The organism is Kitasatospora sp. NPDC114501, assembly GCF_055633695.1.
The window spans coordinates 228,293-250,382 of the sequence record NZ_JBVKDS010000016.1 but is presented as its reverse complement, the minus strand read 5'-3'; the positions used below and the strand labels follow the sequence as shown (position 1 = coordinate 250,382).

Annotated in this window: 18 protein-coding genes, 3 pseudogenes and 2 CRISPR repeat arrays; of the genes and pseudogenes, 15 read left to right on the top strand and 6 right to left on the bottom strand. The window is 73.6% G+C overall.

Annotated features, from left to right (window positions below):
• The first annotated feature begins 156 nt into the window (after positions 1-156).
• From casA to cas2e, 7 genes are all read left to right on the top strand, one after another.
• Positions 157-1,872, top strand: coding sequence for a type I-E CRISPR-associated protein Cse1/CasA (gene casA / locus ACZ7RU_RS28570; RefSeq protein WP_470343836.1), 1,716 nt, complete (start codon positions 157-159; stop codon positions 1,870-1,872).
• Entirely contained in the window at positions 1,862-2,455 is a 594-nt protein-coding gene (gene casB, locus ACZ7RU_RS28565) for a type I-E CRISPR-associated protein Cse2/CasB (protein ID WP_470343835.1), read from the top strand. Before casA ends, casB begins: the two co-directional genes overlap by 11 nt.
• A gap of 96 nt (positions 2,456-2,551) precedes the next feature.
• Positions 2,552-3,691, top strand: a complete 1,140-nt coding sequence (gene cas7e / locus ACZ7RU_RS28560) for a type I-E CRISPR-associated protein Cas7/Cse4/CasC (RefSeq protein WP_470343834.1) — start codon at positions 2,552-2,554, stop codon at positions 3,689-3,691.
• Positions 3,691-4,545, top strand: coding sequence for a type I-E CRISPR-associated protein Cas5/CasD (cas5e, locus tag ACZ7RU_RS28555; RefSeq protein ID WP_470343833.1), 855 nt, complete (start codon positions 3,691-3,693; stop codon positions 4,543-4,545). The genes cas7e and cas5e overlap by 1 nt, the downstream gene beginning before the upstream one ends.
• A 4-nt stretch (positions 4,546-4,549) precedes the next feature.
• Positions 4,550-5,323 carry a type I-E CRISPR-associated protein Cas6/Cse3/CasE gene (cas6e, locus tag ACZ7RU_RS28550; RefSeq protein ID WP_470343832.1) on the top strand — a complete coding sequence of 258 codons (774 nt, stop codon included), beginning with the start codon at positions 4,550-4,552 and terminating at the stop codon, positions 5,321-5,323.
• Between the two features lie 3 nt (positions 5,324-5,326).
• Entirely contained in the window at positions 5,327-6,349 is a 1,023-nt protein-coding gene (cas1e, locus tag ACZ7RU_RS28545) for a type I-E CRISPR-associated endonuclease Cas1e (RefSeq protein WP_470343831.1), read from the top strand.
• Positions 6,346-6,624 (top strand): type I-E CRISPR-associated endoribonuclease Cas2e, encoded by a 279-nt coding sequence (gene cas2e / locus ACZ7RU_RS28540; protein ID WP_331744407.1) that lies wholly within the window; start codon positions 6,346-6,348, stop codon positions 6,622-6,624. The genes cas1e and cas2e overlap by 4 nt, the downstream gene beginning before the upstream one ends.
• Before the next feature lie 18 nt (positions 6,625-6,642).
• A CRISPR array of direct repeats spans positions 6,643-7,282; the repeat unit is 28 nt; unit sequence GTCGGCCCCGCACGCGCGGGGATGGTCC.
• A gap of 181 nt (positions 7,283-7,463) precedes the next feature.
• Here the strand turns inward: cas2e and ACZ7RU_RS28535 are convergent.
• The gene (locus ACZ7RU_RS28535; protein WP_470343830.1) at positions 7,464-8,855 is read right to left on the bottom strand and encodes an endonuclease domain-containing protein; all 1,392 of its coding nucleotides are present in this window, start codon (positions 8,853-8,855) and stop codon (positions 7,464-7,466) included.
• 158 nt (positions 8,856-9,013) lie between these two features.
• A complete protein-coding gene (locus ACZ7RU_RS28530) occupies positions 9,014-9,391 on the bottom strand; it encodes a hypothetical protein (RefSeq protein WP_470343829.1) in 378 nt (125 codons plus the stop codon).
• A gap of 273 nt (positions 9,392-9,664) precedes the next feature.
• Between ACZ7RU_RS28530 and ACZ7RU_RS28525 the strand changes: the two are divergent.
• The 4 genes and pseudogenes from ACZ7RU_RS28525 to ACZ7RU_RS28510 all read left to right on the top strand — a co-directional run.
• Positions 9,665-10,192: pseudogene (locus ACZ7RU_RS28525) on the top strand (relaxase domain-containing protein); the annotation flags it as partial.
• Positions 10,182-10,394: pseudogene (locus tag ACZ7RU_RS28520) on the top strand (relaxase domain-containing protein); the annotation flags it as partial. The pseudogenes ACZ7RU_RS28525 and ACZ7RU_RS28520, both read left to right, overlap by 11 nt.
• A gap of 19 nt (positions 10,395-10,413) precedes the next feature.
• Positions 10,414-10,629 (top strand): annotated as a pseudogene (locus tag ACZ7RU_RS28515) (relaxase domain-containing protein); the annotation flags it as partial.
• Between the two features lie 270 nt (positions 10,630-10,899).
• Complete coding sequence (locus tag ACZ7RU_RS28510; protein WP_470343852.1) at positions 10,900-12,813, top strand: ATP-dependent DNA helicase; 1,914 nt, start codon at positions 10,900-10,902, stop codon at positions 12,811-12,813.
• A gap of 337 nt (positions 12,814-13,150) precedes the next feature.
• Positions 13,151-13,729: direct repeats of the CRISPR family, unit length 29 nt; unit sequence GTCGGCCCCGCGCTCGCGGGGATAGCTCC.
• A gap of 8 nt (positions 13,730-13,737) precedes the next feature.
• On the opposite strand, the gene ACZ7RU_RS28505 is transcribed toward ACZ7RU_RS28510, so the two are convergent.
• Positions 13,738-13,920 carry a MerR family transcriptional regulator gene (locus ACZ7RU_RS28505; RefSeq protein WP_470343851.1) on the bottom strand — a complete coding sequence of 61 codons (183 nt, stop codon included), beginning with the start codon at positions 13,918-13,920 and terminating at the stop codon, positions 13,738-13,740.
• A 125-nt stretch (positions 13,921-14,045) separates the two neighbouring features.
• Here ACZ7RU_RS28505 and ACZ7RU_RS28500 point away from each other — a divergent pair, with 125 nt between their 5' ends.
• Together ACZ7RU_RS28500 and ACZ7RU_RS28495 are read left to right on the top strand one after the other, a co-directional pair.
• Positions 14,046-14,711, top strand: a complete 666-nt coding sequence (locus ACZ7RU_RS28500; protein ID WP_470343828.1) for a class II aldolase/adducin family protein — start codon at positions 14,046-14,048, stop codon at positions 14,709-14,711.
• Complete coding sequence (locus ACZ7RU_RS28495) at positions 14,708-15,112, top strand: carboxymuconolactone decarboxylase family protein (protein WP_470343827.1); 405 nt, start codon at positions 14,708-14,710, stop codon at positions 15,110-15,112. The genes ACZ7RU_RS28500 and ACZ7RU_RS28495 overlap by 4 nt, the downstream gene beginning before the upstream one ends.
• A 10-nt stretch (positions 15,113-15,122) precedes the next feature.
• On the opposite strand, the gene ACZ7RU_RS28490 is transcribed toward ACZ7RU_RS28495, so the two are convergent.
• The 3 genes from ACZ7RU_RS28490 to ACZ7RU_RS28480 are packed head-to-tail and all read right to left on the bottom strand — an operon-like array spanning position 15,123 to position 19,171.
• Positions 15,123-16,757 (bottom strand): S41 family peptidase, encoded by a 1,635-nt coding sequence (locus ACZ7RU_RS28490; RefSeq protein ID WP_470343826.1) that lies wholly within the window; start codon positions 16,755-16,757, stop codon positions 15,123-15,125.
• Between the two features lie 30 nt (positions 16,758-16,787).
• Entirely contained in the window at positions 16,788-18,401 is a 1,614-nt protein-coding gene (locus ACZ7RU_RS28485) for an amidohydrolase family protein (protein WP_470343825.1), read from the bottom strand.
• Positions 18,401-19,171, bottom strand: a complete 771-nt coding sequence (locus ACZ7RU_RS28480; RefSeq protein ID WP_470343824.1) for a uracil-DNA glycosylase family protein — start codon at positions 19,169-19,171, stop codon at positions 18,401-18,403. The genes ACZ7RU_RS28485 and ACZ7RU_RS28480 overlap by 1 nt, the downstream gene beginning before the upstream one ends.
• 580 nt (positions 19,172-19,751) lie before the next feature.
• Between ACZ7RU_RS28480 and ACZ7RU_RS28475 the strand changes: the two genes are divergently transcribed.
• Together ACZ7RU_RS28475 and ACZ7RU_RS28470 are read left to right on the top strand one after the other, a co-directional pair.
• Entirely contained in the window at positions 19,752-21,053 is a 1,302-nt protein-coding gene (locus tag ACZ7RU_RS28475; RefSeq protein ID WP_470343823.1) for a family 2 encapsulin nanocompartment cargo protein terpene cyclase, read from the top strand.
• A gap of 83 nt (positions 21,054-21,136) precedes the next feature.
• Complete coding sequence (locus ACZ7RU_RS28470; RefSeq protein ID WP_470343822.1) at positions 21,137-22,015, top strand: geranyl diphosphate 2-C-methyltransferase; 879 nt, start codon at positions 21,137-21,139, stop codon at positions 22,013-22,015.
• Positions 22,016-22,090: the final 75 nt, after the last annotated feature.

The following is a 22,090-nucleotide window of genomic DNA, read 5'->3' as shown; positions in this document are numbered from 1 at the left end:
AGCCGAACCCGGCTCGCAAACACGGCCAGGGGCCATCCCCGCGCATGGACTCCGCGGGACCGAGGGGCAATTCAAGCATTCGCCTCACACCGGGGAGCCGCGGGTGCCACGATGAACCAGCAGCGAGCTAAACAAGGCTAGTTGGGAGAACAGCGCGTGCTTGGGTACAACCTTGTCACGGAGCCGTGGCTGGCGGTGCGCCCCGTCGGCGGTGGGCCGCCCGTGGAACTGGGGATCGCCGAGATCTTGGCCCGAGCCCATGAGCTGGAAGGCCTCGTCGTAGAGTTCTCCACCCATCTGCCGGCCGTCCTACGCCAGGTCTTGTTGCCCGTCGTCGCCCATGCCCTCGGCGCGCCCCAGACGTTGCGGGAAAAGGGGGAGCGGCTCGCCCAGAAGGACGGGTTCACCGAGAACGAGCTGGACAGGCTCCGGGCCTACCTCGACGAGCACCGTGCGAAGTTCGACCTCTTCGATCAGGTCGCCCCGTTCGCGCAGGTTGCCGGGCTGCGGACGGCCAAGGACGAGACGAAGGGCTCCGCCGCCCTGGTCGCGACCGCCGCGAGCGGCAACAACGTCCCGCTGTTTGCCAGCCGTACGGACGCGGACCAGCTCGACCTGACCCCCGCCCAGGCCGCCCACTGGCTGGTGCACACGCACTGCTGGGACACCGCGGCGATCAAGACAGGCGTCGTCGGCGACCCCGAGGTCAAGGCGGGCAAGACGACCGGGAATCCGACCGGCCCGCTCGGCCAGCTCGGCGTCATCATCCCCACCGGGCGCACCCTGTACGAGACCCTTCTGCTGAACCTGCCGGTCACCCCGGTCAGTGTCCTCGGAGCCCCGCAGTGGACAAGGGGTCCGCACGGCGCCTCCTGGAAGCCGCGCCCTGCTGACGGCCTGCTCGATCTGTGGACCTGGCAGGCCCGGCGGATCCGGCTCGTCCCGCACCAGGACGAGTCCGGCCGGCTCAGGGTCGCCCGGGTCGTCATCAGCGCCGGTGACCGGCTCACGGTCCTGCCCGTGCAGGAGCCGCACACCGCCTGGACGTTCACCGCGCCCGCCAAGAAGTCCGCCTCCGCGCTCCCCGAACGCAGGCCGCGCCGACACACCCAGGGCAAGGCCGCTTGGCGGGGCCTGGACGCCCTCCTCACTCCGGGGCGCCAGGGTCCGGACGGCACCTTCGAGACCAGCATCCTCCTCGACGAGGCCAGCGCACTGCAGGAGCTCGACAAGCTCGACGCCGACTACCCGCTGCAGGTCGAGACCTTCGGCATGGTCTACGGCACCCAGTCCTCCGTCGTCGAGGACGTCATCCACGACACCATCCCGCTCCCACTGCTCGCCCTCCACCGGGACAGCGAAGCCCACCAGCTCCTCCTGGACGTCGCGGAGCAGGCGGAACAGCTTGCGAAGGCCGTCAACCACCTCTCCGCCGACCTGCGCAGGGCCGCTGGCGCGGACCCCATCCCCTGGGACAAGGGCCAGCGCCCCGGCGACCTTCTCCTGCACACCCTGGACCCACTGGTGCGGCGCCTGCTCGCCGGTGTCCGCGACGCCGGAACCGACGAAGACGTCCTGGAGCAGGGCAGGCTCGCCTGGGAGGAGCTGGCCCACCGCCTGGCCCGGGACGCTGCGAACGAGCTCCTGCTGGCCGCGCCCGCCACCACCTTCGCGGGCCGCACCGTCGACCCGGCCGGCAAGGCGGGCAAGCCGCAGACCTACAAGCTCGGCACCGCAGGCGCCAACTTCCGGCGTCAGGTCGACGAGATCCTCCCCCGCTACGCCCATGCTCTCCGGGAAGCGGCCGCCGCCCGGGCCGCCGAGACCGGACCCGACCCCGAACCCGACTCCGGAGCGGACTTTGACGACTGAGCACACCATCACCGCCAAACAGCGCCGGTACTGGGACGCATTCACCGCCCATGACCACACCTGGCGCCTCGACCCGCGTACCAAGCAGCCCCGCCGCCCGCCCGGCGAGGACCTCGCGGCCATGCGCTCCGGCCTCGGGCGCCCGGTCATGGACAGCCCCAAGATGTGGCCCCTCTACAGCTGCGAAGTCAACGACGCCCTGGCGCTGCGCGACGAGGTCTCCGACGAGCAGAAGGCCGAGCACGCCGCCCTCGCGCTCTACGGCCTGCACCAGCAGAGCCAGTCCGCGCCGATGCACCGTCGTGGCGTCAAGCTCGGCGAGGCCCTGCGCGCCCTGCGCCGCAGCGGCAAGTTCAGCGAGGAGGCGCTCGACACCCGCGTCGCCCAGCTCGCGGGTGCCACCAGCGTGTCCGCGCTGCTGGTCCACCTGCGCGGCCTGATCACCCAGCTGCGATCCGTCGGGCAGCCGCTGGACTACAACCACCTGATGGCCGACATCCAGGCGTGGCACCACACCGACCGGCGCCCCGAGGTCCGTCTCAAGTGGGCCATCGGCTACCAGGCCTGGAAGGACAAGGACTAAGGACAAGGGCGCCGTCAGTAGCTGACCGCGCCGCCGGACAACCGCAGCCTCGGCACACCCGCCACCATCGGCACCATCACCTTCGAGGAGTAGCGCATGACCGACCGTCTCTACATCGACGTGCACATCCTGCAGACCGTCCCGCCGGCGAACCTCAACCGCGACGACAACGGCAACCCGAAGGAGGCCTACTTCGGCGGCAAGCGCCGCTCCCGGGTCTCCTCCCAGGCCTGGAAGCGTGCCACCCGCATCCACTTCGCCGAGAGCCGCGATTTGCAGGACCTCGCCACCCGCACCAAGCGGATCGCCTCCCAGCTCGCCAAGGGCATCGTCGAGCGCACTGGCATCCCGGCCGAGGACGCGCAGCGGATCGCCGACGCGCTGATCAAGTCGACCGGGATCTCCGCAGGCAAGAAGGCGGGCGACACCGCCTACCTGCTGTTCTACGGGCGCCGCCAGCTGGACGCCATCGTCGCCCTGGTCGCCGCCACCGCCGCCGACCTCGCCGCCCTCGACGCCAAGGCCCTGGAGGAGGCGGTCAAGGCCCTGCCGGTCAAGGAGCAGCTGCAAAGCGGGCACCCCGCGGACGTGGCGCTGTTCGGCCGGATGGTCGCGGACATCCCGGGGCTGAACGTGGACGCCGCGACGCAGGTCGCGCACGCCATCTCCACCCACGCCGCAGAGCTCGAGTTCGACTACTACACGGCCGTCGACGACGAGAACACCGCCGACGAGACCGGCGCGGGCATGATCGGCACCATCGGCTTCAACTCCGCCACGCTCTACCGTTACGCCACCGTCGGCCTGCACCAGCTGCGGGAGAACCTCGGCGACGACAAGGCCGCCGTCGACGCCGTCGACCTGTTCGTCGACTCCTTCGCCCGCTCCATGCCCACCGGCTACGGCAACTCCTTCGCCCACCGCACGCGCCCCAGCCTGGTGGCCGTCGTCGTACGCGTCGACCAGCCGGTGAACCTCGTCTCCGCGTACGAGAGCCCCGTCCCGGCTAGCCGGGGAATCGTCGCCGAGTCCGCGCGCCGCCTCGCCGGGGAGTTCGCCACCGCTACCGAGCAGTGGGGCGACGCCCCGCTGTACGTCGGCATCTGCCACACCCTCGGCGCCGACGCCGACGGCACCGGGGAGGAGCTGACGAAGGCGTTCGGAGCGAACCGCACCTTCCCCGAACTGCGCGACGCCCTGCGTACCGCCCTCACCGAGCGGGTGAACGACAACTGATGCCCGCCCAACCCACCCCCGCACCGGGCCCGCGGAACGAGAAGCAGGCGGTCCTCGTGCTGCGGCTGGCAGGCCCCCTCCAGTCCTGGGGCGACCGCAGCGCCTTCAACCGCCGTGACAGCCGGTCCCAGCCGACCAAGTCCGGCGTCGTCGGCCTGCTGGCCGCAGCCGCCGGCCGCCCGCGCGAGGCGGACATCGCCGACCTGGTCGGCCTGCGCCTGGGTGTGCGCATCGACCAGCCCGGAACGCTCCTGCGCGACTACCACACCGTCAGCGACTACCGGGGCCGACCGCTGCCGCAGGCCGGCGTCAACGCCAAGGGCGTCCAGAAGCCGACCTCCCCGGCCAAGGACACCCACGTCACCCACCGCTACTACCTCCAGGACGCCGTGTTCGTCGCCGCCGTCCAGGGGCCGGCCGACCTCGTCACAGCACTCGCCGAGGCGGTCCGCCGCCCGACTTTCCCCCTAGCCCTGGGCCGACGCTCCTGCGTCCCCACCCAGCCGATCGCCCTCGGTACGGTACGTGACGGGTCCCTGGAGGACGTGCTGGCGGAGGAACCGTGGCAGGCGGGCGCAGTCGCCAAGGAGGCCTACCGTAGACGGGCCGGGCGGGGCCCTGAGCCGTTCTCCCCGCACCGGATCGACCTGGCCGCGACCTTCGACGACCCGTCGGGCGACGACACCCTCCAGGACGTCCCGCGCTCCTTCGACCCCCGCGCACGCGGCTTCTCCACCCGGCGGATCCGCCACGCCTGGCTCACCGTCCCCACCGGCCTCGCCCCGACCACCACGACCACCCGACCGGCCGCCGCAGCCGGCGGCCACGACCCGTTCGCCCTGCTGGGCTGGTGACCCGATGACCTACCTCTCCCGCGTCCGCATCAACCCCCTGCGCGCCGCCAGCCGCACCCTGCTCGCCAACCCCCGCGCCCTGCACGGCGCTGTCACAGCCGGCGTCCCCGACATCGCCCCCGGCGACCGGGTCCTGTGGCGCCTGGACACCGACCACCCGCGCCGCCCGACGCTGCTGGTCCTCACCCCCTCCAAGCCGGACTGGACCCACATCGTCGAACAGGCCGGATGGCCCGATGCCGAAGGCGAGCACTACGCGATCCGCGACTACAGCCCGCTGCTCGCCCAGCTCGCCGTCGGCCGCGAGTTCGCCTTCCGGCTCAAGGCCAGCCCCGTCCAGAACACCTCCAAGCCCGACAAGGCCGGCCCGCACCGGACCAAGACCGCCGCCGAACTCCGCCACCGCTCCTACCGCATGGCCCACCGCACCGCCGCCCAGCAGCTCACCTGGTTCCTGGACCGCACCGAACGCTGGGGCTTCACCGTCCCCGGGGCACGCACCGACGACCCGGCGCCGGGCCTCGAACCGTCGGCCTCCGAACCCCAGGCCGAGGCACGGTCCGCCCTGGAGGTGAGGATCACCGACCGCAGCCGCAGCACCTTCACCAAGCCCGGCACCCGCACCCCGGTCACGCTCACCACCGCCACCTTCGAAGGCCACCTGCGCATCACCGACCCCGGACTGCTGCAGGGCGCCCTCCTCGGCGGAATCGGCCCGTCCAAGGCCTACGGCTGCGGCCTGCTCACCCTCGCCCCGCTGCCCGCCGGAGCCCGCTGACCGATGGCCGACATCTGGTGGAAAGCCCACCCCCACGACCTGCACCGCCTGGCCGACCGCGTCTCCAGCGTCTACGTGGAGCGCAGCCACATCGACCGCGACGAGAACGCCGTCGTCGTCATCAACAAACGCGAAACCGTCCGCGTCCCGGCCGCGATGGTCGCCGTGATGCTGCTCGGCCCGGGCACCCGCATCACCCACGGCGCCGTCAACCTCCTCGCCGACTCCGGCACCACCGTGTGCTGGGTCGGCGAGCAGGGCGTGCGTATGTACGCGGCCGGCCTCGGCCCCAGCCGCGGCGCGGCCCTTCTCAACCGGCAGGCTTGGCTGGTCAGCCGTACGAAGCAACGCCTGGCCGTCGCACGGAACATGTACCGCATGCGGTTCCCCGGGGAGGACGTCAGCACCGCCACCATGCAGCAGCTGCGCGGCCGCGAGGGCGCCCGCATCCGCAAGCTCTACCAGGCCGAATCGCGGCGAACCGGCGTCCCCTGGAACGGCCGCGTCTACAAGGCCGGTGACGCGTACGCTGCGGGCGACGACCTGAACCGGCTGCTGTCGGCGGCCAACGCCGCTCTGTACGGGATCTGCCACGCGGTCATCACCGGGCTGGGGGCCAGCCCGGGGCTGGGCTTCGTCCATACCGGATTGGCGACCTCGTTCGTCCTGGACATCGCGGACCTCTACAAGGCCGAGTACACGATCCCCCTCGCCTTCGACCTCGCCCAACAAGGGCACACCGAGGAGCGCGACGCCCGCCTCGGCCTACGTGACCGCATCGCCCAGGACAAGCTGCTCGGGCGCATCGTGAACGACGTCAAGACGCTCCTCAGCCCGGAAGGCACCGAGATGCCCGACGTCGAGGTCAACGAACTCTGGGACGAACGCGTCGGTGCCGTCCAAGGCGGCGTCAACTGGTCCGGCACCGAAGGCCCGACGATGTCCACCGTCTCCGACCCCGGCATGGGCGACGAACACCTGGCCGTTATCGGCCCGGAGTTCACCCAGGACCCGAGCAGCCCGTGACCGTCATCATCCTCATCGCAGCCCCCGAAGGCCTCCGCGGACACCTCACCCGCTGGATGGTCGAAGTCAACGCCGGCGTCTTCGTCGGCACCCCCAGCCGCCGCATCCGCGACCGCCTCTGGGACCTCCTCGCCACCCGCATCGGCGACGGCCAAGCCGTCCTCGTCGAACCCGCCACCAACGAACAAGGCTGGACCGTCCGCACCGCAGGCAAGGACCGGTGGAAGCCCGTCGACTTCGACGGACTGATTCTCTCGGCCCGCTCCCGCCGATAAACCCGCAGGTCAGGAAGTGTCGGCCCCGCACGCGCGGGGATGGTCCCCGGGAGCCGAGGAGGGAGCCCACCACGGTCATGTCGGCCCCGCACGCGCGGGGATGGTCCCCTGATGGACGACCTCGACCAGGCCCACGCCTCGTCGGCCCCGCACGCGCGGGGATGGTCCCCTGATCATGACCTGGAGCGGCGCCAACCTGATGTCGGCCCCGCACGCGCGGGGATGGTCCGAAGCTCTTCTCTCTGCCGCCCCAGCTGCCCCAGTCGGCCCCGCGCGCGCGGGGATGGTCCTGGAATGGTGACCTGGCTCGCTCGCCCAGCGGACGTCGGCCCCGCACGCGCGGGGATGGTCCCCTGCCGGTTGCCCTGGTCGTCACCGGTGCTGGGTCGGCCCCGCACGCGCGGGGATGGTCCCGGCATCCACACGGTGCCGCGCATCAGGTAGAGGTCGGCCCCGCACGCGCGGGGATGGTCCCTGGCTGGTCCTCCTCGCTGACGGGCAGGAGCGGTCGGCCCCGCACGCGCGGGGATGGTCCCTTGGTCCTTGAGCCAGTTCCAGCCCGAGGCGATGTCGGCCCCACACGCGCGGGGATGGTCCCCCGAACGAGGCGGCGCGCCTGACGCAGGATCTGTCGGCCCCGCACGCGCGGGGATGGTTCTCCTTTGGCTGAGGCGGTACTTCGGTCCAAGCGGTCGGCCCCGCAGGGTGCGGGGATCGCCGCCGGAGGCCTATGTCCGCGTGCCATGGCGATGCTCCGTGCTGCGACGTCCCGTCAGCGGCGGCGGCGGCGGACCGGGCACGTGCCGCCCTTCCGCCGTACCCGTCCGCTCCCGGTGGCGTCACGGGCGGCTCGGTGTGAGCGCCGGATAGCGCAGCTCCAGGCCGAGGACGGCGGCGGGCGGGCGCTCGTGGTAGCGGACCCAGAACGGGGCTGCGCCCTGCTCCGCCTGCGGGCGGCAGCGGTGGCAGAGGAGGCCGCGGGTGAGGCCGGTGTGGGGGTCGTGGTCCTCGGTGTGGGCGGGGCGGCCGCTGTCGGGGGCGGAGCCGCAGACGGCGCAGCGGCCCCGGTGGTAGGCGAGGAGGCGTTCGGCGGGGCGTTGGCGGTGGTCGTAGGGCGGAAGCGGCCAGGACAGGTAGGCGGGGTCGGCGGCGCTCCAGCGCTCCTCCCAGCGGGCCCACAGCCGTTTGCGGACGGCGCAGCGTTCGCAGTCGGCGGGGCAGCCGCCTTCGACGGGCGGGCAGAGCGGGGCGGCGTCGAGGGCGTGGCGCAGGTCGAGGCGCAGGCGTACGAGGGGCTGGGCGCCGGGTGGGGCCCAGCCGTCGGGGGCGGGTGGGGGCAGGGGGTGGTCGAGGAGGACGGCGGGGGCCATGGCGAGGCGGTCGGGGGTGACGGTGGTGGGCTCGAAGACGAGTTCCGGCACCCGCGCGGCGATGGCTTTGACGATGCGTCCGGGCATGGTGTTGGAGTCCAGCCGTCTGCCGTTGCGGCTGGTCAGCAGGGGGCGGCGGCCGGTGTCCGGGTCGCGGCCGTCGACGCGGTGCGGCAGGTAGTCGGAGATGGCCTGCCAGACCTCGCGGGAGGGCTGGTGGGTGATGCTCCCGTCACCCTTGGGGGCGGGGCAGGTGAGGGTGCGGACCCGGCGGTGCGGGTCCTCCTCGTGCAGGTCCTCCAGGTCGATGCCGACGGCCTGGCGGGGGCGCAGGCCGTCGAGGAGGAGGTGGACGAGGAGGCGGTCGCGGTGCGGGGCGGTGTCGTACGGGCCTCGGCGGTGGCGGCCGGGAAGGACGTCGTCGGCGGCGTACTGAAGGGCCGCGGCCTGCTCCAGGGTGAGCGGTGTGGTGCGGGGCAGCGCGGTGGGGGAGGGGCGCAGCGCGGCGGCGTTGAAGGGCGGCTCGGGGATGTGGCCGGCGTCGGCGGCGTAGGCGTAGAACGCGGCGAGGGCGGCCAGGCGGCGTGCGGGGTTGTGCAGGGAGACACGCGGTGCGAGCGGGCGGCGTGAGGGCCGGTCGGGGTTGGGGGGGCGCAGGGCGGGGGCGTAGGCCCAGGTGGTGGCCGTCGACTCGTCGGCGTTCCAGGCGCCGATGCCGGTGGTCTCCTGGGTGAAGTACAGCCAGTCCCGCAGGTCGGCCTCGTAGCGGGTGGGAGTGGTGCCCTGCAGGGCGCGGCCGTGCTTGCCGAGGCCGGCGGCGAGCCACTGGGTGAGGACGTCGTACGGGTCGGGGCGGGTCACCAGGAAACTGTATGCGGGGTGCCGGAGGTTCCTCCGTCTCGGTGGTGCCCGGGGTGACCGCGGTCCGCCTGCGGTGACGCCCGCTCGTCCGGTCGCGGGGACACGGGCCGCGTGGACACCGCCGGACCGGGTCGGCGTCGGTGCGGCTGGCGCGTCGGTCAGCAGGCGCCGACCGGGTCGCCCGTCTTCTGCTCCTCGCCGCTCGCCGGTGCCGCTGTGGGGGAGGGGAAGGTGAGCTCCGCCATGCGTGCGGAGATCTCCTTCCGTCCCTTGAGCGCGGCCTGCACGTCGCGCTTGGGGATCCCGGCGGTCTCCGCGAGTTCCTCGATGTCGCCGTCGAAGAGCGGTACGGCCTTCTCCAGTTCCCGCGCGAGTTCTCCCTGGGCCATCTCGACCCGCTCCTTGGCCCTGTCGATCGCGGTGAGGGCGGAGGTCTGGCGGGTCTGCCGCTGCCGGAGGTCTTCGCGCTCCTGCTCCTGGCGCCGCTTCAGGGCCGCACGCCGGTCCATCATCTGCTCGTTCCTGCGTGAGGTCATGGCGCGATCCTTGCGCCCCACCGCGCCCGAGTACAGCACCTCAGGGCGAACCGTCCCTCGTTGTAACCCGGCGGAGCGAATACGCGATCCGGAAAGGCTCGAGGGCGAGCGGATCGGAGGCGACGAGGAGAGGACCAGGAGGGGAGGGAAGCGACCGAGGAAGAGCAGCGGACACGGACGAGAAGCCGAAGCAGGGACGGGAACTGACAGCTAGCGTGATCGGGAATCAAGAACAGCACACCTCTTGCTATCCGCCGTTGATCCCGAAGGAGCGTGCCAAGTGTTCTGCTCCCTCGGTCGCCGGACCGGCCGGTACACCGTCGGCGCCCCGACGAGTCACGACAGGCCCGGGGCCGGCCGGTGATCACCCTCCACCCGATCAGTGCGGGCAGCGGCATCGACTACCTGCTCTCCACCGTCGCCGGCGACGACGTGAGGAGCGGTTCGCGCTCTCTGACGGCCCACTGGGAGGGCGGCGGTGACACCCCCGGCGTGTGGTTCGGGGCCCAGGCCGCCGAGTTCGGCATCGCCGGCCGGCGGGTCACCCGGGAGGCCGCCGACGCCCTGTTCAAGGACGTCCTCAGCCCGGTCGACGGCAGCCCGCTCGGACGGCGCTGGAGCCGTTACCCGAGCGCCGACGAGCTGTACGAGCGGTACGCCGCCGCCGAGCCGCAGGCAACCGAGGAGCGGCTGCTCCAGCTGCGGGCGAAGGCCGAGAAGGAGGGCAACCGGACCGCCCGGTGCGGATGGGAGATGGTGTTCTCCCCGGTGAAGAGCTTCAGCGTGCTGTGTGGGGGGGGCCGACGACACCGAGCGGGCCCGGCTGGAGGCCGTCGAGGAGCGCGCCTTCCGGCGGGTCTTCGAACGCGTCGAGCGCGAGGCCTGCATCACCCGGACCGGCCCGACACCCGCCTCCCAGGTGCAGGTCCGCGCCAGGGGCTTCACCGCCTGCGTGTTCGTCCACCGCAGCAGCCGGGCGGCCGATCCGGCCTATCACCGGCACCTCGCGATCCAGCAGCAAGGTGCAGGTGGCGGCCGGCCGCTGGCTGGCCCTGGACGCGCGCCATCTGCACCGGATCGCTGTCGCCCTCTCGGAGGCCTACACCGCCGAGCTGGAACGCGAGATGCACGCCGAGTTCGGCATCCGCGCCGGGGCACGCCAGGACAGCATCCGGCCCGCGAAACGGCCGGTGCGTGAGTTCCTCGGGGTGCCCCTGAGCGCGGTGCGCGGGTTCTCCCGGCGCCGCCGAGGCCACCGAGCGGGCCCTGGCCCGGATGATCGCCGAGTTCACGGCCCGGGAGGGCCGCGCACCCGAGCGCGCCGAGCAGTACAAGCTGGCCCAGGCCGCCACCCTCCAGTCCCGTCCGGCGAAGACCGCGACCACCATGGACGGCGAGCGCCGGCAGTGGCGCCGCCGCGCCAAGGCCTACGGCATCAGACGTCCGACAGGCTGCTGCGGACCGCGGCCCGCACCTCCGCCACCCACCCCGCGCCGGGCCCCGACCCGATGGTCGTCCCGAAGGCGATCGCCGCGGTGCTCGCCGAGCTGAAGAGCCATCGCGCCACCTGGACCCGGGCCAACGTCGAGGCCGAGGTGTGCCGCCGGCTCACCGAGGTCGGCGCCCACCTCGACGACGACTACCACCGGGTCCTCGCCCGCGTCGTCGACGGCGTCCTCAGCCCCGTCCGGTGCGAGCTGCTGACCCCGCCCGACGCGGTGCCCCTGCCCGCCCGGTACGCCCGCTGCGACGACTGCCCGTCGCTGTTCGCCGAGGTCGGCTCCCGGGTGTGGACCTCCCACGGCATCCGGGCCGCCGAGCGGGCCCTCGTCGAGGCGTCCACGACCCCCGCGCCGGTGCGCCGCCTGACGGCCGAGCAGATCGACCGGGTTCTCGCGGCCGGCGAGACCGAGCGGGGCTTCGCGCCCTCCGACGAGCAGCGCGAGGCGGTCCGCCGGATCTTCGGTGCGGACACCCGGGCCACGTGGGTGATCGGCCCCGCCGGCACCGGCAAGACCACGATCATGCGCCTGGTGCGGGAGGTTGCGCACGCCCATCGGATCCCCGTCCTCGGCCTGGTCGGCGGCCAGGTCCAGGCCGACCTGCTCGCCACCGAGGCGGGCATCCGGGCGGAGAACATCGCCAGGTGGCGGACCATGTCCGAGCGGTACGGGCGGGGGCTGCGCCACTGGACGCTCCAAAGCGGCACGATCGTCATCGTTGACCAGTCCGGCCAGGCCTCCACGCCCGATCTCGCCGCGCTGCTCGGCCAGATCCGGCAGGCCGGCGGGCGGCTGCTGCCGATCGGCGACCCGCGCCAGCCCGGCTCGCCCGGAGCGGGCGGCGCGCTCGCCGACATCGAGGAGAGCGTCCCCGACGCCGTCGTCCGCCTCACCGAGGTCCGCCGTTTCCGCGACCCGGGCGGCACGGTCCGCCGGTGGGAGGTCGACGCGGCCCACCGGCTGTCCGTCGGTGACGCCGGCGCCGCCTTCGACGCGTACGACCTGCGCGGGCGCATCCACTGCGGCCCGGCCGCCGCCGTCATGCGCCGCGTCTTCGAGGACTGGCGGCGCGACGTCGAGGACGGCCTGACCTCCGTCATGATCGCCGCCGTCGCCGAGCTGTCCCGCCTCGCCCGCGAGGACCGCATCGCCCGCGGCCTCGTGGACGACCGGCGCACGGCCGACCTCGGCGCCCGCGGGCGCGCCGGCGTCGGCGACCTCGTGGTCACCCGGGTGAACGACCGCCGCCTCGCCACCGCCGACCGGCGCCAGTGGGTCCGCAACGGAGACGTCTGGACCGTCGGGGTCGTCGGGGCCGACGGCTCCCTGACCGCGCCACCAGCGGACCCGCCGCACCGTCACCCTGCCCCCGGCCTACGTCGCCGACGCGGTCGACCTCGGCTACGCGATCACCTCCGCGCGCTGCCAGGGCGTCACCGTCGACGTCGGCCGCGCCCTGCTCGACATCGGCTGGAACCGCAACGGCGTCTACCCGGCCCTCACCCGGGGCCGCTACGGCAACCACGCCTACCTCGTCACCCAGACACCCCCCGACGGGGACGGCGGCGAACCCGGGCACCCGCGCACCGCCCGCGAGATCTGGCACGCGATCGTCGAGCGCGACGGCACCCGGCTCTCCGCGAGCGCCACCGCCCGCCACCAGGAGGAACAGGCCCAGTGCCTCGCAACCACCACCAGCCGCCTCGTCCACGTCCTCGACGAACTCAACGCCGAGGCCGCGCAGCGGGCGATCGCCGCGCTGCTCGGCCACCGCGCCGCCTCCCGACTGGCCGCCGCCGAGGCCTGGCCCGCCCTGCGCGCCCGGTGCGCGCGCCTGGCCGACGACGGCTACGACACCGACCGGCTCCTGCGCGCCGCCTGGGCGGACGGACGGGGCGACGAGTCGGCTGCTCGCGGTGAGCGGGGCCGACCTCGAATTCCGCAGGACCAGGCAACGGCGGTAGTGGCGACGACTACGGCGACGGCGGCGAGGGCGGCGGCATCGCGGAGCTGAAGGGCGTGGGCGTCCTGCTTCACCCGCTTTGCCCCGGGCCTGGCCGACGCGGTCACCGGCGAACCGTTCCCTACACCCATTCTGGTGACAGCCCGTACGATGCTGTCGAAGGTTCAGAGTCGGCTCGCCGGGCCGCAGCTGGGAGAGATGGCCTCTGGGGCGTTGGTCCCGTACACGTGGGGCTCCGGATTCGAACTGAATGGGCTGGCGCACTCTGAGCCGAATTGCAGCAGGTCAGGAAGTGTCGGCCCCGCGCTCGCGGGGATAGCTCCCGGCAGCACGCGGAAGCGGGTGGCCGAGGAGGAGTCGGCCCCGCGCTCGCGGGGATAGCTCCCGCCGTGGTCGCCCCGCCGGTCATGATGGCGCGTCGGCCCCGCGCTCGCGGGGATAGCTCTGTAGGGGGTGACTCGGTAGAGCGGGGTCCGCCGTCGGCCCCGCGCTCGCGGGGATAGCTCCTCCAGTCATCGGGCGGCACGGGTAGCCGTGACGTCGGCCCCGCGCTCGCGGGGATAGCTCCCAGTTCGGGCCGGACGCCGTGGAGCGCCTGAGGTCGGCCCCGCGCTCGCGGGGATAGCTCCGGGTGTGCCGTTGCCCGGGGTCGACGGGAGGGGTCGGCCCCGCGCTCGCGGGGATAGCTCTCCGCCGGGGCCTGGGCCCGTTACGAGTCCGAGGTCGGCCCCGCGCTCGCGGGGATAGCTCCGGGGCGCCGTCGAACGTTCGGGTGGCCACCCAGTCGGCCCCGCGCTCGCGGGGATAGCTCCGCGCCCCTCGATCGCCCGCCGCCGAGCTCCTCGTCGGCCCCGCGCTCGCGGGGATAGCTCCCCGCCCGGTCACGCCCGGCACCCTCGCCCGCTGTCGGCCCCGCGCAGCACCGTGATCCGCGCGGCGGCCTCGGGCGGGTAGCGCCGCTGCCCGCTCTCGCGCTCGGGCGTGGGCAGCAGTCCGTGGCGCTCCCAGTACCGGATGGCCGAAGCGGGCACCTTGGTGATCTCGGCGAGTCGGCCGATCGTCATGCGCACGTTCCCCTGCTCCTCGTCGATCCGGGCATTTGACTTGAACCTTAGTTCAAGCAGCAGAGTGGTCGGCACCTGGACGGCGGCGAACGGAAGCCGCTGGCAGCACACTTGGAGAGACCGCCATGACCGACAGGAAAGTCCGGGACGAGCGCGCCGAACAGCTGGTGGAAGCCGCGGAGAATCTGTTCGCGGCCGGGGTGATGTCCCACTCCGGGCACGCCAACCTGAGCGCCAGGCTCGACGGTGAGCGGCTCCTGCTGACACCGGGGTTCGTCCGCGGCCTGAGGCCCGAACAGCTGGCGACCGTCGGATTCGACGGGCAGGTCCTCGAGGGCGAGCTGCGGTCCGTCAGCGCCGAGATCATCGCCATGCACACCGCCGTGTACGAGGCCCGGCCCCACGTGGGCGCGATCATCCACACCCACTCGCCCTCCGCGACCGCCTTCGCCGTGGCCCACCGGCCGCTGCCCTGCCGCACGGAGCCGATGCTGCGCTTCGGACAGGCCGAGGAGGTCCCCGTGGTTCCCTGGGGACCCCGCGGGTCGGACGTGTCGGTGCGCGGCATCGCGGACGTGCTGCGCCGGCGCCCGACGACGGCGGCCGTCCTCCTGGCCAACCACGGCCTCCTGGTGTTCGGCCCGGACTCCGCGGCCGCCGCCCACCTCGTGGTGGCGATCGAGGAGAGCGCCGAAGCCGAGATCGCCGCCGCGGCGATCGGCGGGGCCGTGGACTTCCCCCCGGGCGCCCAGGAGGCCGTGCGCGCCTCGATCGCGAGGGTCGCGTCATGACGGACGACACCCTCGCCGCCCGTACCGAGGCCGTCCGCGACCGTTACCGCTCCACCCTCGGGACCGTCCCCGGTGGGGTGCAGGAACGGCTGCGCCTGGCCCGGGAGTTCGGTCGGCTGCCGACCGAGGAGGCGATCGCGGAACTGCGCCACATCGTGCTGACCGACAGCCCGCTGGGAGCGCGGGTGCAGCAGCTCGTCCACTTCGGCCAGCTGCTGGCCCTCGGCCGGGCACACCGCGCCCGGATCCACGCCCGGGGAGCGCTCCACGCCGGAGCCGGTGTCGCCGAGCTCATCGGCGTCGCCGAGACCGCGCTCATCACCGCGGGCGTGCCGGCGTACGCACTCGGCACCGAGATCATCGCCGAACTCCTGGCCCGGGAGGACGGCGACGAGGTGTGAGGCCGGACGGTCATCCGTCGGACCGGCCCCGGCGTCCGTGCAGCAGCGCGGCCGCGGCGGCCAGCAGGTCCTCGTTGTGGCCGAGGACGTCGCGCCTGGTCAGCCGGTGCAGCGGGTCGGCCGCGACGCCGAAGTCCTCCAGCGGGACGCCGATGCTCGCCCCGGCCCGGGTGGCGCGGCGCAGGGCGACGCGGAACCCGGCCCCGCGCGGCAGGGCGGGCAGCAGTTCGGGCAGCCAGACGCTCAGCAGGTCGTAGGTCCAGACGTTGGCGCCGCCGGCGCCGGTGGTCGCGGCGGTCCCGAGCACCGCTCCGGTCCCCCCGTCCGCTCCGCCGTCCGTCAGGACGTCCGCCCGGTTGTCCGCGAATCCGGCGGCGAAGATGTCGGCGGCCGAGTACGTCAGGGCGTCGACGATCAGCACCTTGGGCCCCGCGTAGTGCGGCAGCCCCTCGGCGACCGCGTCGGGGTCGGTGAGCGGGAACGCCTGGGAGTACGGCTCGCCGGTCTCCACGGCGTCGCGGATCGAGGCCGTCCACCGGCGGAAGGCCGGGTTGGCGCGGACCAGGTCGAGCGCGGCCCGGGTGGTCGGCAGCGAGAACCGGACCGGGGCGACGGGGCCCTCGCTGAGCACCCGCAACGCGGCCTCGGCGGCCAGGATGTTGCCGCCGGGGTTGCCGCGGACGTCCACGATCAGCCCCTGCGCCGGAGCCTTCGCCGCGATCGCCGCCACCTGCTCGGCGAACCGCCGCGCGCTCGCGACGTTGAAGGAGAAGATCCGCAGGTACCCGTACGGCCGCGCGCGGGCCCGCGAGTAGGCCAGGACGTCACGCGGCGCCCGCGCCACCGACGTACGGGCCGACTCCGGGGCGAACAGCGCGCGCTTGGCCTGGCGGGTGGCCTCGTTGCCGGCGTCGATGCCGAGGTGGGCGCCGAGCGTGGGCACCGGGTCCTGCTCCCGCCCCCGGTACCGCTCCGCGGCGCGCACCCGCCACGGCACCCGGGTCTCGCGCAGCCGCCCCCCGGGCGTGCGGTAGGTCAGCAGCACCCAGTGCTCGTCGGGCGGTGGAGCGGTCCGCAGCGGGCGCAGCGTCAGCGACTCCAGCCCGCGGGCCAGCCGGGCGTCGGGGCTGCAGCCCGCCTGCGCGGCCGTGCCGCGTTCGACGGCGCGCTCGACCGGGACCCCGTTCCACAGTTCCAGCTCGACGCCGGCGTCGAAGTCCGCGTGCCGGAGCGAGTCGTCGATCCGGGTGACGAGGTGGTGGGGCGTCCCGTCCTCGTCCTGGTAGCGCTCGACGAGGAAGCCGAGCACCGCCACCTGGCCCCGGTAGGGGGCGGGGAGCTGGTAGACGGTGTGCAGGTCGCGCAGGTCCCGGAAGACGGCGGCGAGTTCGGCGTGGAACTGCAACTCGCTGAGCGCGGGCACGCGCCGCTCCAGCAGGCGCAGGCGTTGGACCGGGTCGGTGGCGTACCGGGCGCGCTTGAGCGGGAGGTGGACGTACAGCTCCTCGACCAGGACGCGGGCGGCGGCCACCAGCCGGTGGCGGTCGGCGAGCGGCAGCGGGTCGGCGGTGACCCCGGCCATGAACTCGTCGAGCCCGATCGAGTCCGGCAGCGTACGGGCCGGGCCGGTGACCCGCGGGCTCATGGCCGTCCCTCGCTCATGCCCGTGCCGTCCTCACCCGTAGTAGTCCCTGAGCCGCCGCAGCTCCGGTGTCCCGGTGCGGTCCACCGCGGCGAGGAAGGCGGCGTCATGGGTCAGCGCGTCCAGCGGCGGGATGACCAGGCCGGCCGGGACGTCGTCGGTGCCGGCGAGGGCCGCCGCCTCGCCCTCGGGCATGTCGCCGAAGAGGGCGAGCGGCGCGTCGGGGTCGTCGAGCGGACCGCCCCAGGCCGCGAGCGCGTCCTGGGCCTCGCGCCAGGCGGCCCGCGGGTCCCGGCGGACCTTCTCCAGCGCCCGCTTGACGGCGGGCCAGTCCAGCGTGGCACCGGCGCCCGCGGCCCCGCCCGCCCCGGGTGCGCCCGGCCGCCGCACCGCCACCCGGCGCCGGATGCCGTCCGCCGGCTCGATCGCGTCGGTGTCCGTGGCCCCGGCGGCGGTCATCAGCGGCGCGGTCCCGTACCGCGGCACGCCCCGGGCGACCACCAGCAGGACGTGCCGTTCGGTCGCGTCGACGAGGTTGCGGTACGCGTCCTGGTCGGGTTCGTGGCGTTCGAGCACGAGGAGGTCGGCGGCGCTGCCCGCGGCCAGCCGTCCCACCTGCGGCCCCCAGGCGGTGGCGAGCGCGTCGCCGGGGTTCGCGGTGACCATGTCGCACAGGCCGCGGTCGTCGAAGTGGCCGTCGAGCTCGTGGTGGTTGACGCCGTCGGCGACCTTGAGCTCGCCGAGCACGTGCTTGGTCCCGGACGGCGACCAGTCGGAGCCGAGGGCGATCCGCAGCCCCTGCGCGGTCGCCGCGACCACGTCCGTCGTCTGGTGGTAGAGCCAGAGGTTGGAGAACGGCGACCACACCACGGTGCCCCGCTCGGCCGGGTCGATCCCCGTCACCCGGTCCTGCCAGGTGGCGAACTCGGCGGCGGTGAGCGCGGTGGCGTGCACGCAGATCAGGCCCGGCTTCAGGCAGGAGTCGAGGTCCGTGAACTCCCGGTGGACGAGCGGCGCCCTCTCCGGTGGGGGCGGCACCTCGGCGCGCTGCCCCTCCGCGACGTGGTAGATCAGCACCCGGCTGCCGTCGAGGTCCTCCGCGGTGATCCGCAGCTGCTCGACGTCCCGCTGGAGTGCGGCGGTCAGCACCACGTCACGGCCCGCCGGCAGCTTCTCGACGTCGACGATCCGCACCGGCCCGCCGTCGATCGGACGGGTCGCGCGCGGCGCGCCCTGGACCGAGGTGCTGCCGCCGACCAGCGCCTTGACCGCGATGTACGTGAGCAGCGCCTCGGGTGCGGCGGTGCCGAGGACCTTGGCGGGCCAGGTGACCGTCGTGGCGTAGTCCGGCGGGCGCTTCTCGTCCACCCAGCGGTCGTGGTGCCGGTACGGGACGCCGACCGCCTCCCAGAGCGGCAGGGTGTTGTACTGCAGGTGGCCGTGGAGGTCGACCAGGCCGGGCAGGACCAGCGCGCCCTTGTCGACGAGGTCGACGACCGGGGCGGCGGCGAACCCGGCGGGCGGCGCCTGCCCGGCCGGCTGCGCCGCGCCGAGGCGGCCGTCGTCGCCGACGTACACCGCGCCGGGGTCGAGGATCCGGTGCTCGTCGTCGAAGGTGACGACGGTGCCGCGCAGGACGAGTGCCATCAGTCCGGTGCCTTCCAGATCAGCGTGTGCCGGTCGTCCGGGGACGGACGGCTGACCGAGGTCGGCACGTCGCCCTCCTGGGCCCGCACCCAGGCGTCGTCCCCCAGGAACGCCGGTGCGCCGAACGGCAGGTCGCGCCGGGGGATCGCGCGGTAGTCGCTCTCCTGGAAGGCGGCGCCGTAGTCGGGGCCGGTGTTGTCACCGTCGTCGTCCGGTGTGACGACCGCGCGCAGCGTGGTGACCGCCGCGCGCCAGCCGTCGAGCAGCGCCACCGGGTCGTGGCTCGTCGGGTGGGGCACCCGCACGAGCAGGGCCTGCTGCGGCCGGGCGGTCCACAGCCGCACCGCCTCCTGGGCCATGAACCCCATCGCGACGACGGCCTGAAGGGCGGGGCCGGTCGCGGTGCTGTAGACCTCGTTGCGCCACTGGGTCTGCGCCGGTTCGCGCAGCCGCTCCTTCATCGCCGTGGCGCGGGACGGGAGGACCGCGTACGCCCACGCGTTGAGGCAGACGTACGAGCGCGTCAGGCCCAGTTTGGCGAGGAATCCCTGCACCCGCTGCCCGGCGTTGCCGACCAGGCTGCGCCCGGCGATCCGCTCGGTCGGCCCGGGGTCGGAGGCGACGACCAGGACCCGCGCCGACCCGTCGACCCGGCCCCGGTGGAAGACCGGCCCCCAGTCGACCCAGAACGCCGTCTCGTCGGGCGGATCGGGCACCCGCGCGCACAGCTCCGCGAAGGCGTCCGTCGGCCCCCGGTCGAACTCGGCCATCGGTCACCACCTCACTCACCGGTGGCCACCCGGGGCGCCGACGCTCACGGACCGTGGCGGCCCGTGGTCGGTGGGGACGGTACCGGGGCGGGTCGGCCGTTCCGGTGTCCCTTCCAGCGCACCACACCGCTCCCGGCCCCGCAAAACGGTGCCGGTTCCGGATGACGAGTTCCGCGTTCGAACAGCCACCGACACGAACGCGACAACGCCGTCGGCCGGAGCGGGACACGGGTGGGGTCCACCGGGTTGACGGGCCGGGCGGGCGGGCCGGGCCGCCCGGTTCGCGCTCGGAGCGCCCGGTAGCGGGGCGGGCCGATGCACGAGTGCGGCTTGTCCAAACGCCGCCAGCCTGAACGTTCACCCTATCGGGTGAGGAAGATCGTCCGTTGCGAGGCGGAACGCGCCTTCGCGCCTACGGTGGGGAACCGAGCGAGACGGGGCCGGCGGCCGGACTTCCCGTTCCGGACGGGCGAGATGACGGCCCGTCATATTGTGCGATCCCCTTCAGAGGAGGCTCCATGCCCCTGCGTGCCAGACCGGACACCGCGTCCGGGCCCGTCACCACCCCGGTGGTGGGCCCATGAGCTCCCCGGCGATCGAACGGGTCCTGCGCGGGCCCAGCGGGCTCGGCACCTCCGGGCTGCAGTTCCGGCCGCAGGCGCAGGCGCCCGAGGCTCCGGCGCCCGAGGTCCCGGCTGCGGTGACCGCGGTGCCCGATGTCCCGGTGGTCGAGCCCGCGGTGTCGGAGGCCACGGCGCCCGCGACCGCTCTGTCCGAGACGCCCGCGTTCCGGGCGCCCTCCGTCCCCGTCCTCCCCGTCCCCTCCACGGTGGCTCCGTCCGCCGCGGCCCCGTCCACCGGGGGCTCGGCCGCCGGGGCGCCGAGGGTCGACAAGCCCAGGAGCGGCGACCCCGTCCCCGGCCTCTACCACCACCCGGTCGCCGAGCCCGACCCGGTGCGGGTGGAGGCGCTGAGCGCCAAGCTCAAGGTCTGGGCGATGGAGGAGATCGAGCTCTACCCGCCGGAGTGGGAGAAGGACTTCGACGGCTTCTCCACCGGGCGCTACATGGTGGCCTGCCACCCGGACGCGCCGAGCGTCGACCACCTGATGCTCGCGGCCCGCCTGATGGTGGCCGAGAACGCGGTGGACGACTGCTACTGCGAGGACCTCGGCGGTTCGCCGATCGGCCTGGGCAGCCGCCTGCTGCTCGCCCACACCGCGCTCGACCCGCTGCACACCACGCCGGAGTACCACCCGGCCTGGGAGGCCTCGCTGTCGTCGGACGCGCCCCGGCGCGCCTACCACTCCGCGATGGAGTACTTCACCCGGGCCGCCACGCCGTCCCAGTCGGACCGGTTCCGGCACGACATGGCGCGGCTGCACCTCGGGTACCTGGCCGAGGCCGCCTGGGACCAGGCGGACCACGTCCCGGAGGTGTGGGAGTACCTGGCCATGCGCCAGTTCAACAACTTCCGCCCCTGTCCGACGATCACGGACACCGTCGGAGCCTACGAGCTGCCCGCCGAACTGCACGCGCTGCCCGCGACGCAGCGGGTGATCGCCCTGGCCTCCAACGCGACCACCATCGTCAACGACCTGTACTCGTACACGAAGGAGCTGGACAGCCCCGGACTGCACCTGAACCTGCCGGTGGTGATCTCCGAGCGCGAGGGCGTCTCCCGCAAGGAGGGCTACCTGAAGGCGGTCGAGGTCCACAACGAGCTGATGCTGGCCTTCGAGGCCGAGGCGGCGGCCCTGGCCGTGGCCTGCCCGGTGCCCACGCTGGCACGGTTCCTGCGCGGCGTGGCCGCGTGGGTCGACGGCAACCACTACTGGCACCAGACCAACACCTACCGCTACACGCTGCCCGACTTCTGGTGACACCACTTCCGGTGACACCACTCGTTGCCGGCGGCACATTCCCCTTGATGAACGATTCTTGACCATCCGCTAGGAGCTGACCCATGTCCGTGACCGACGACATCACCACCCCCGGCAACGCCATCCCCGGCCCGGCCACTCCGTACCAGGGCGACATCGCACGCTACTGGGACCACGAGGCCCGTCCGGTCAACCTCCGCCTGGGTGACGTCGACGGCCTCTACCACCACCACTACGGCATCGGTGCGATCGACCAGGCCGCGATCGGCGACCCGGCCGACAGCGAGCGCGAGAAGAAGGTGATCGCTGAGCTGCACCGCCTGGAGTCCGCCCAGGCGGAGGTGCTGCTCGACCACCTCGGCGACATCCGCGCCGACCAGACCCTGGTCGACGCCGGCTGCGGCCGCGGCGGCTCGATGGTGATGGCCCACCAGCGCTTCGGCTGCCGGGTCGAGGGCCTGACCCTCTCCACCCAGCAGGCGGAGTTCGGCAACAAGCGCGCCGCCGAGCTCGGCATCGGCGACCTCGTCCGCTCCCGGGTCGCCAACATGCTGGACATGCCCGTCGAGACCGGTACGGTCGCGGGCTCCTGGAACAACGAGTCCAGCATGTACGTCGACCTGCACGACCTGTTCGCCGAGCACGCCCGGGTGCTGAGCGTCGGCGGCCGGTACGTGACCATCACCGGCTGCTGGAACCCCCGCTACGGCCAGCCGTCGAAGTGGGTCTCGCAGATCAACGCCCACTTCGAGTGCAACATCCACTCCCGCCGGGAGTACCTGCGGGCGATGGCCGACAACCGCCTGGTGCCGCAGGCCGTCATCGACCTGACCCCGGACACCCTGCCCTACTGGGAGCTGCGGAACACCACCTCGCTGGTGACCGGCATCGAGGAGGCGTTCATCGAGTCCTACAAGGACGGCTCCTTCCAGTACGTGCTGATCGCGGCCGACCGGGTCTGATCCGGCGGCCCGGGCCGGACCGCCCCGGCCCGGTGGTGAGGAACCACGACGGCGGCCTCCCCGCACCCGCGGGGA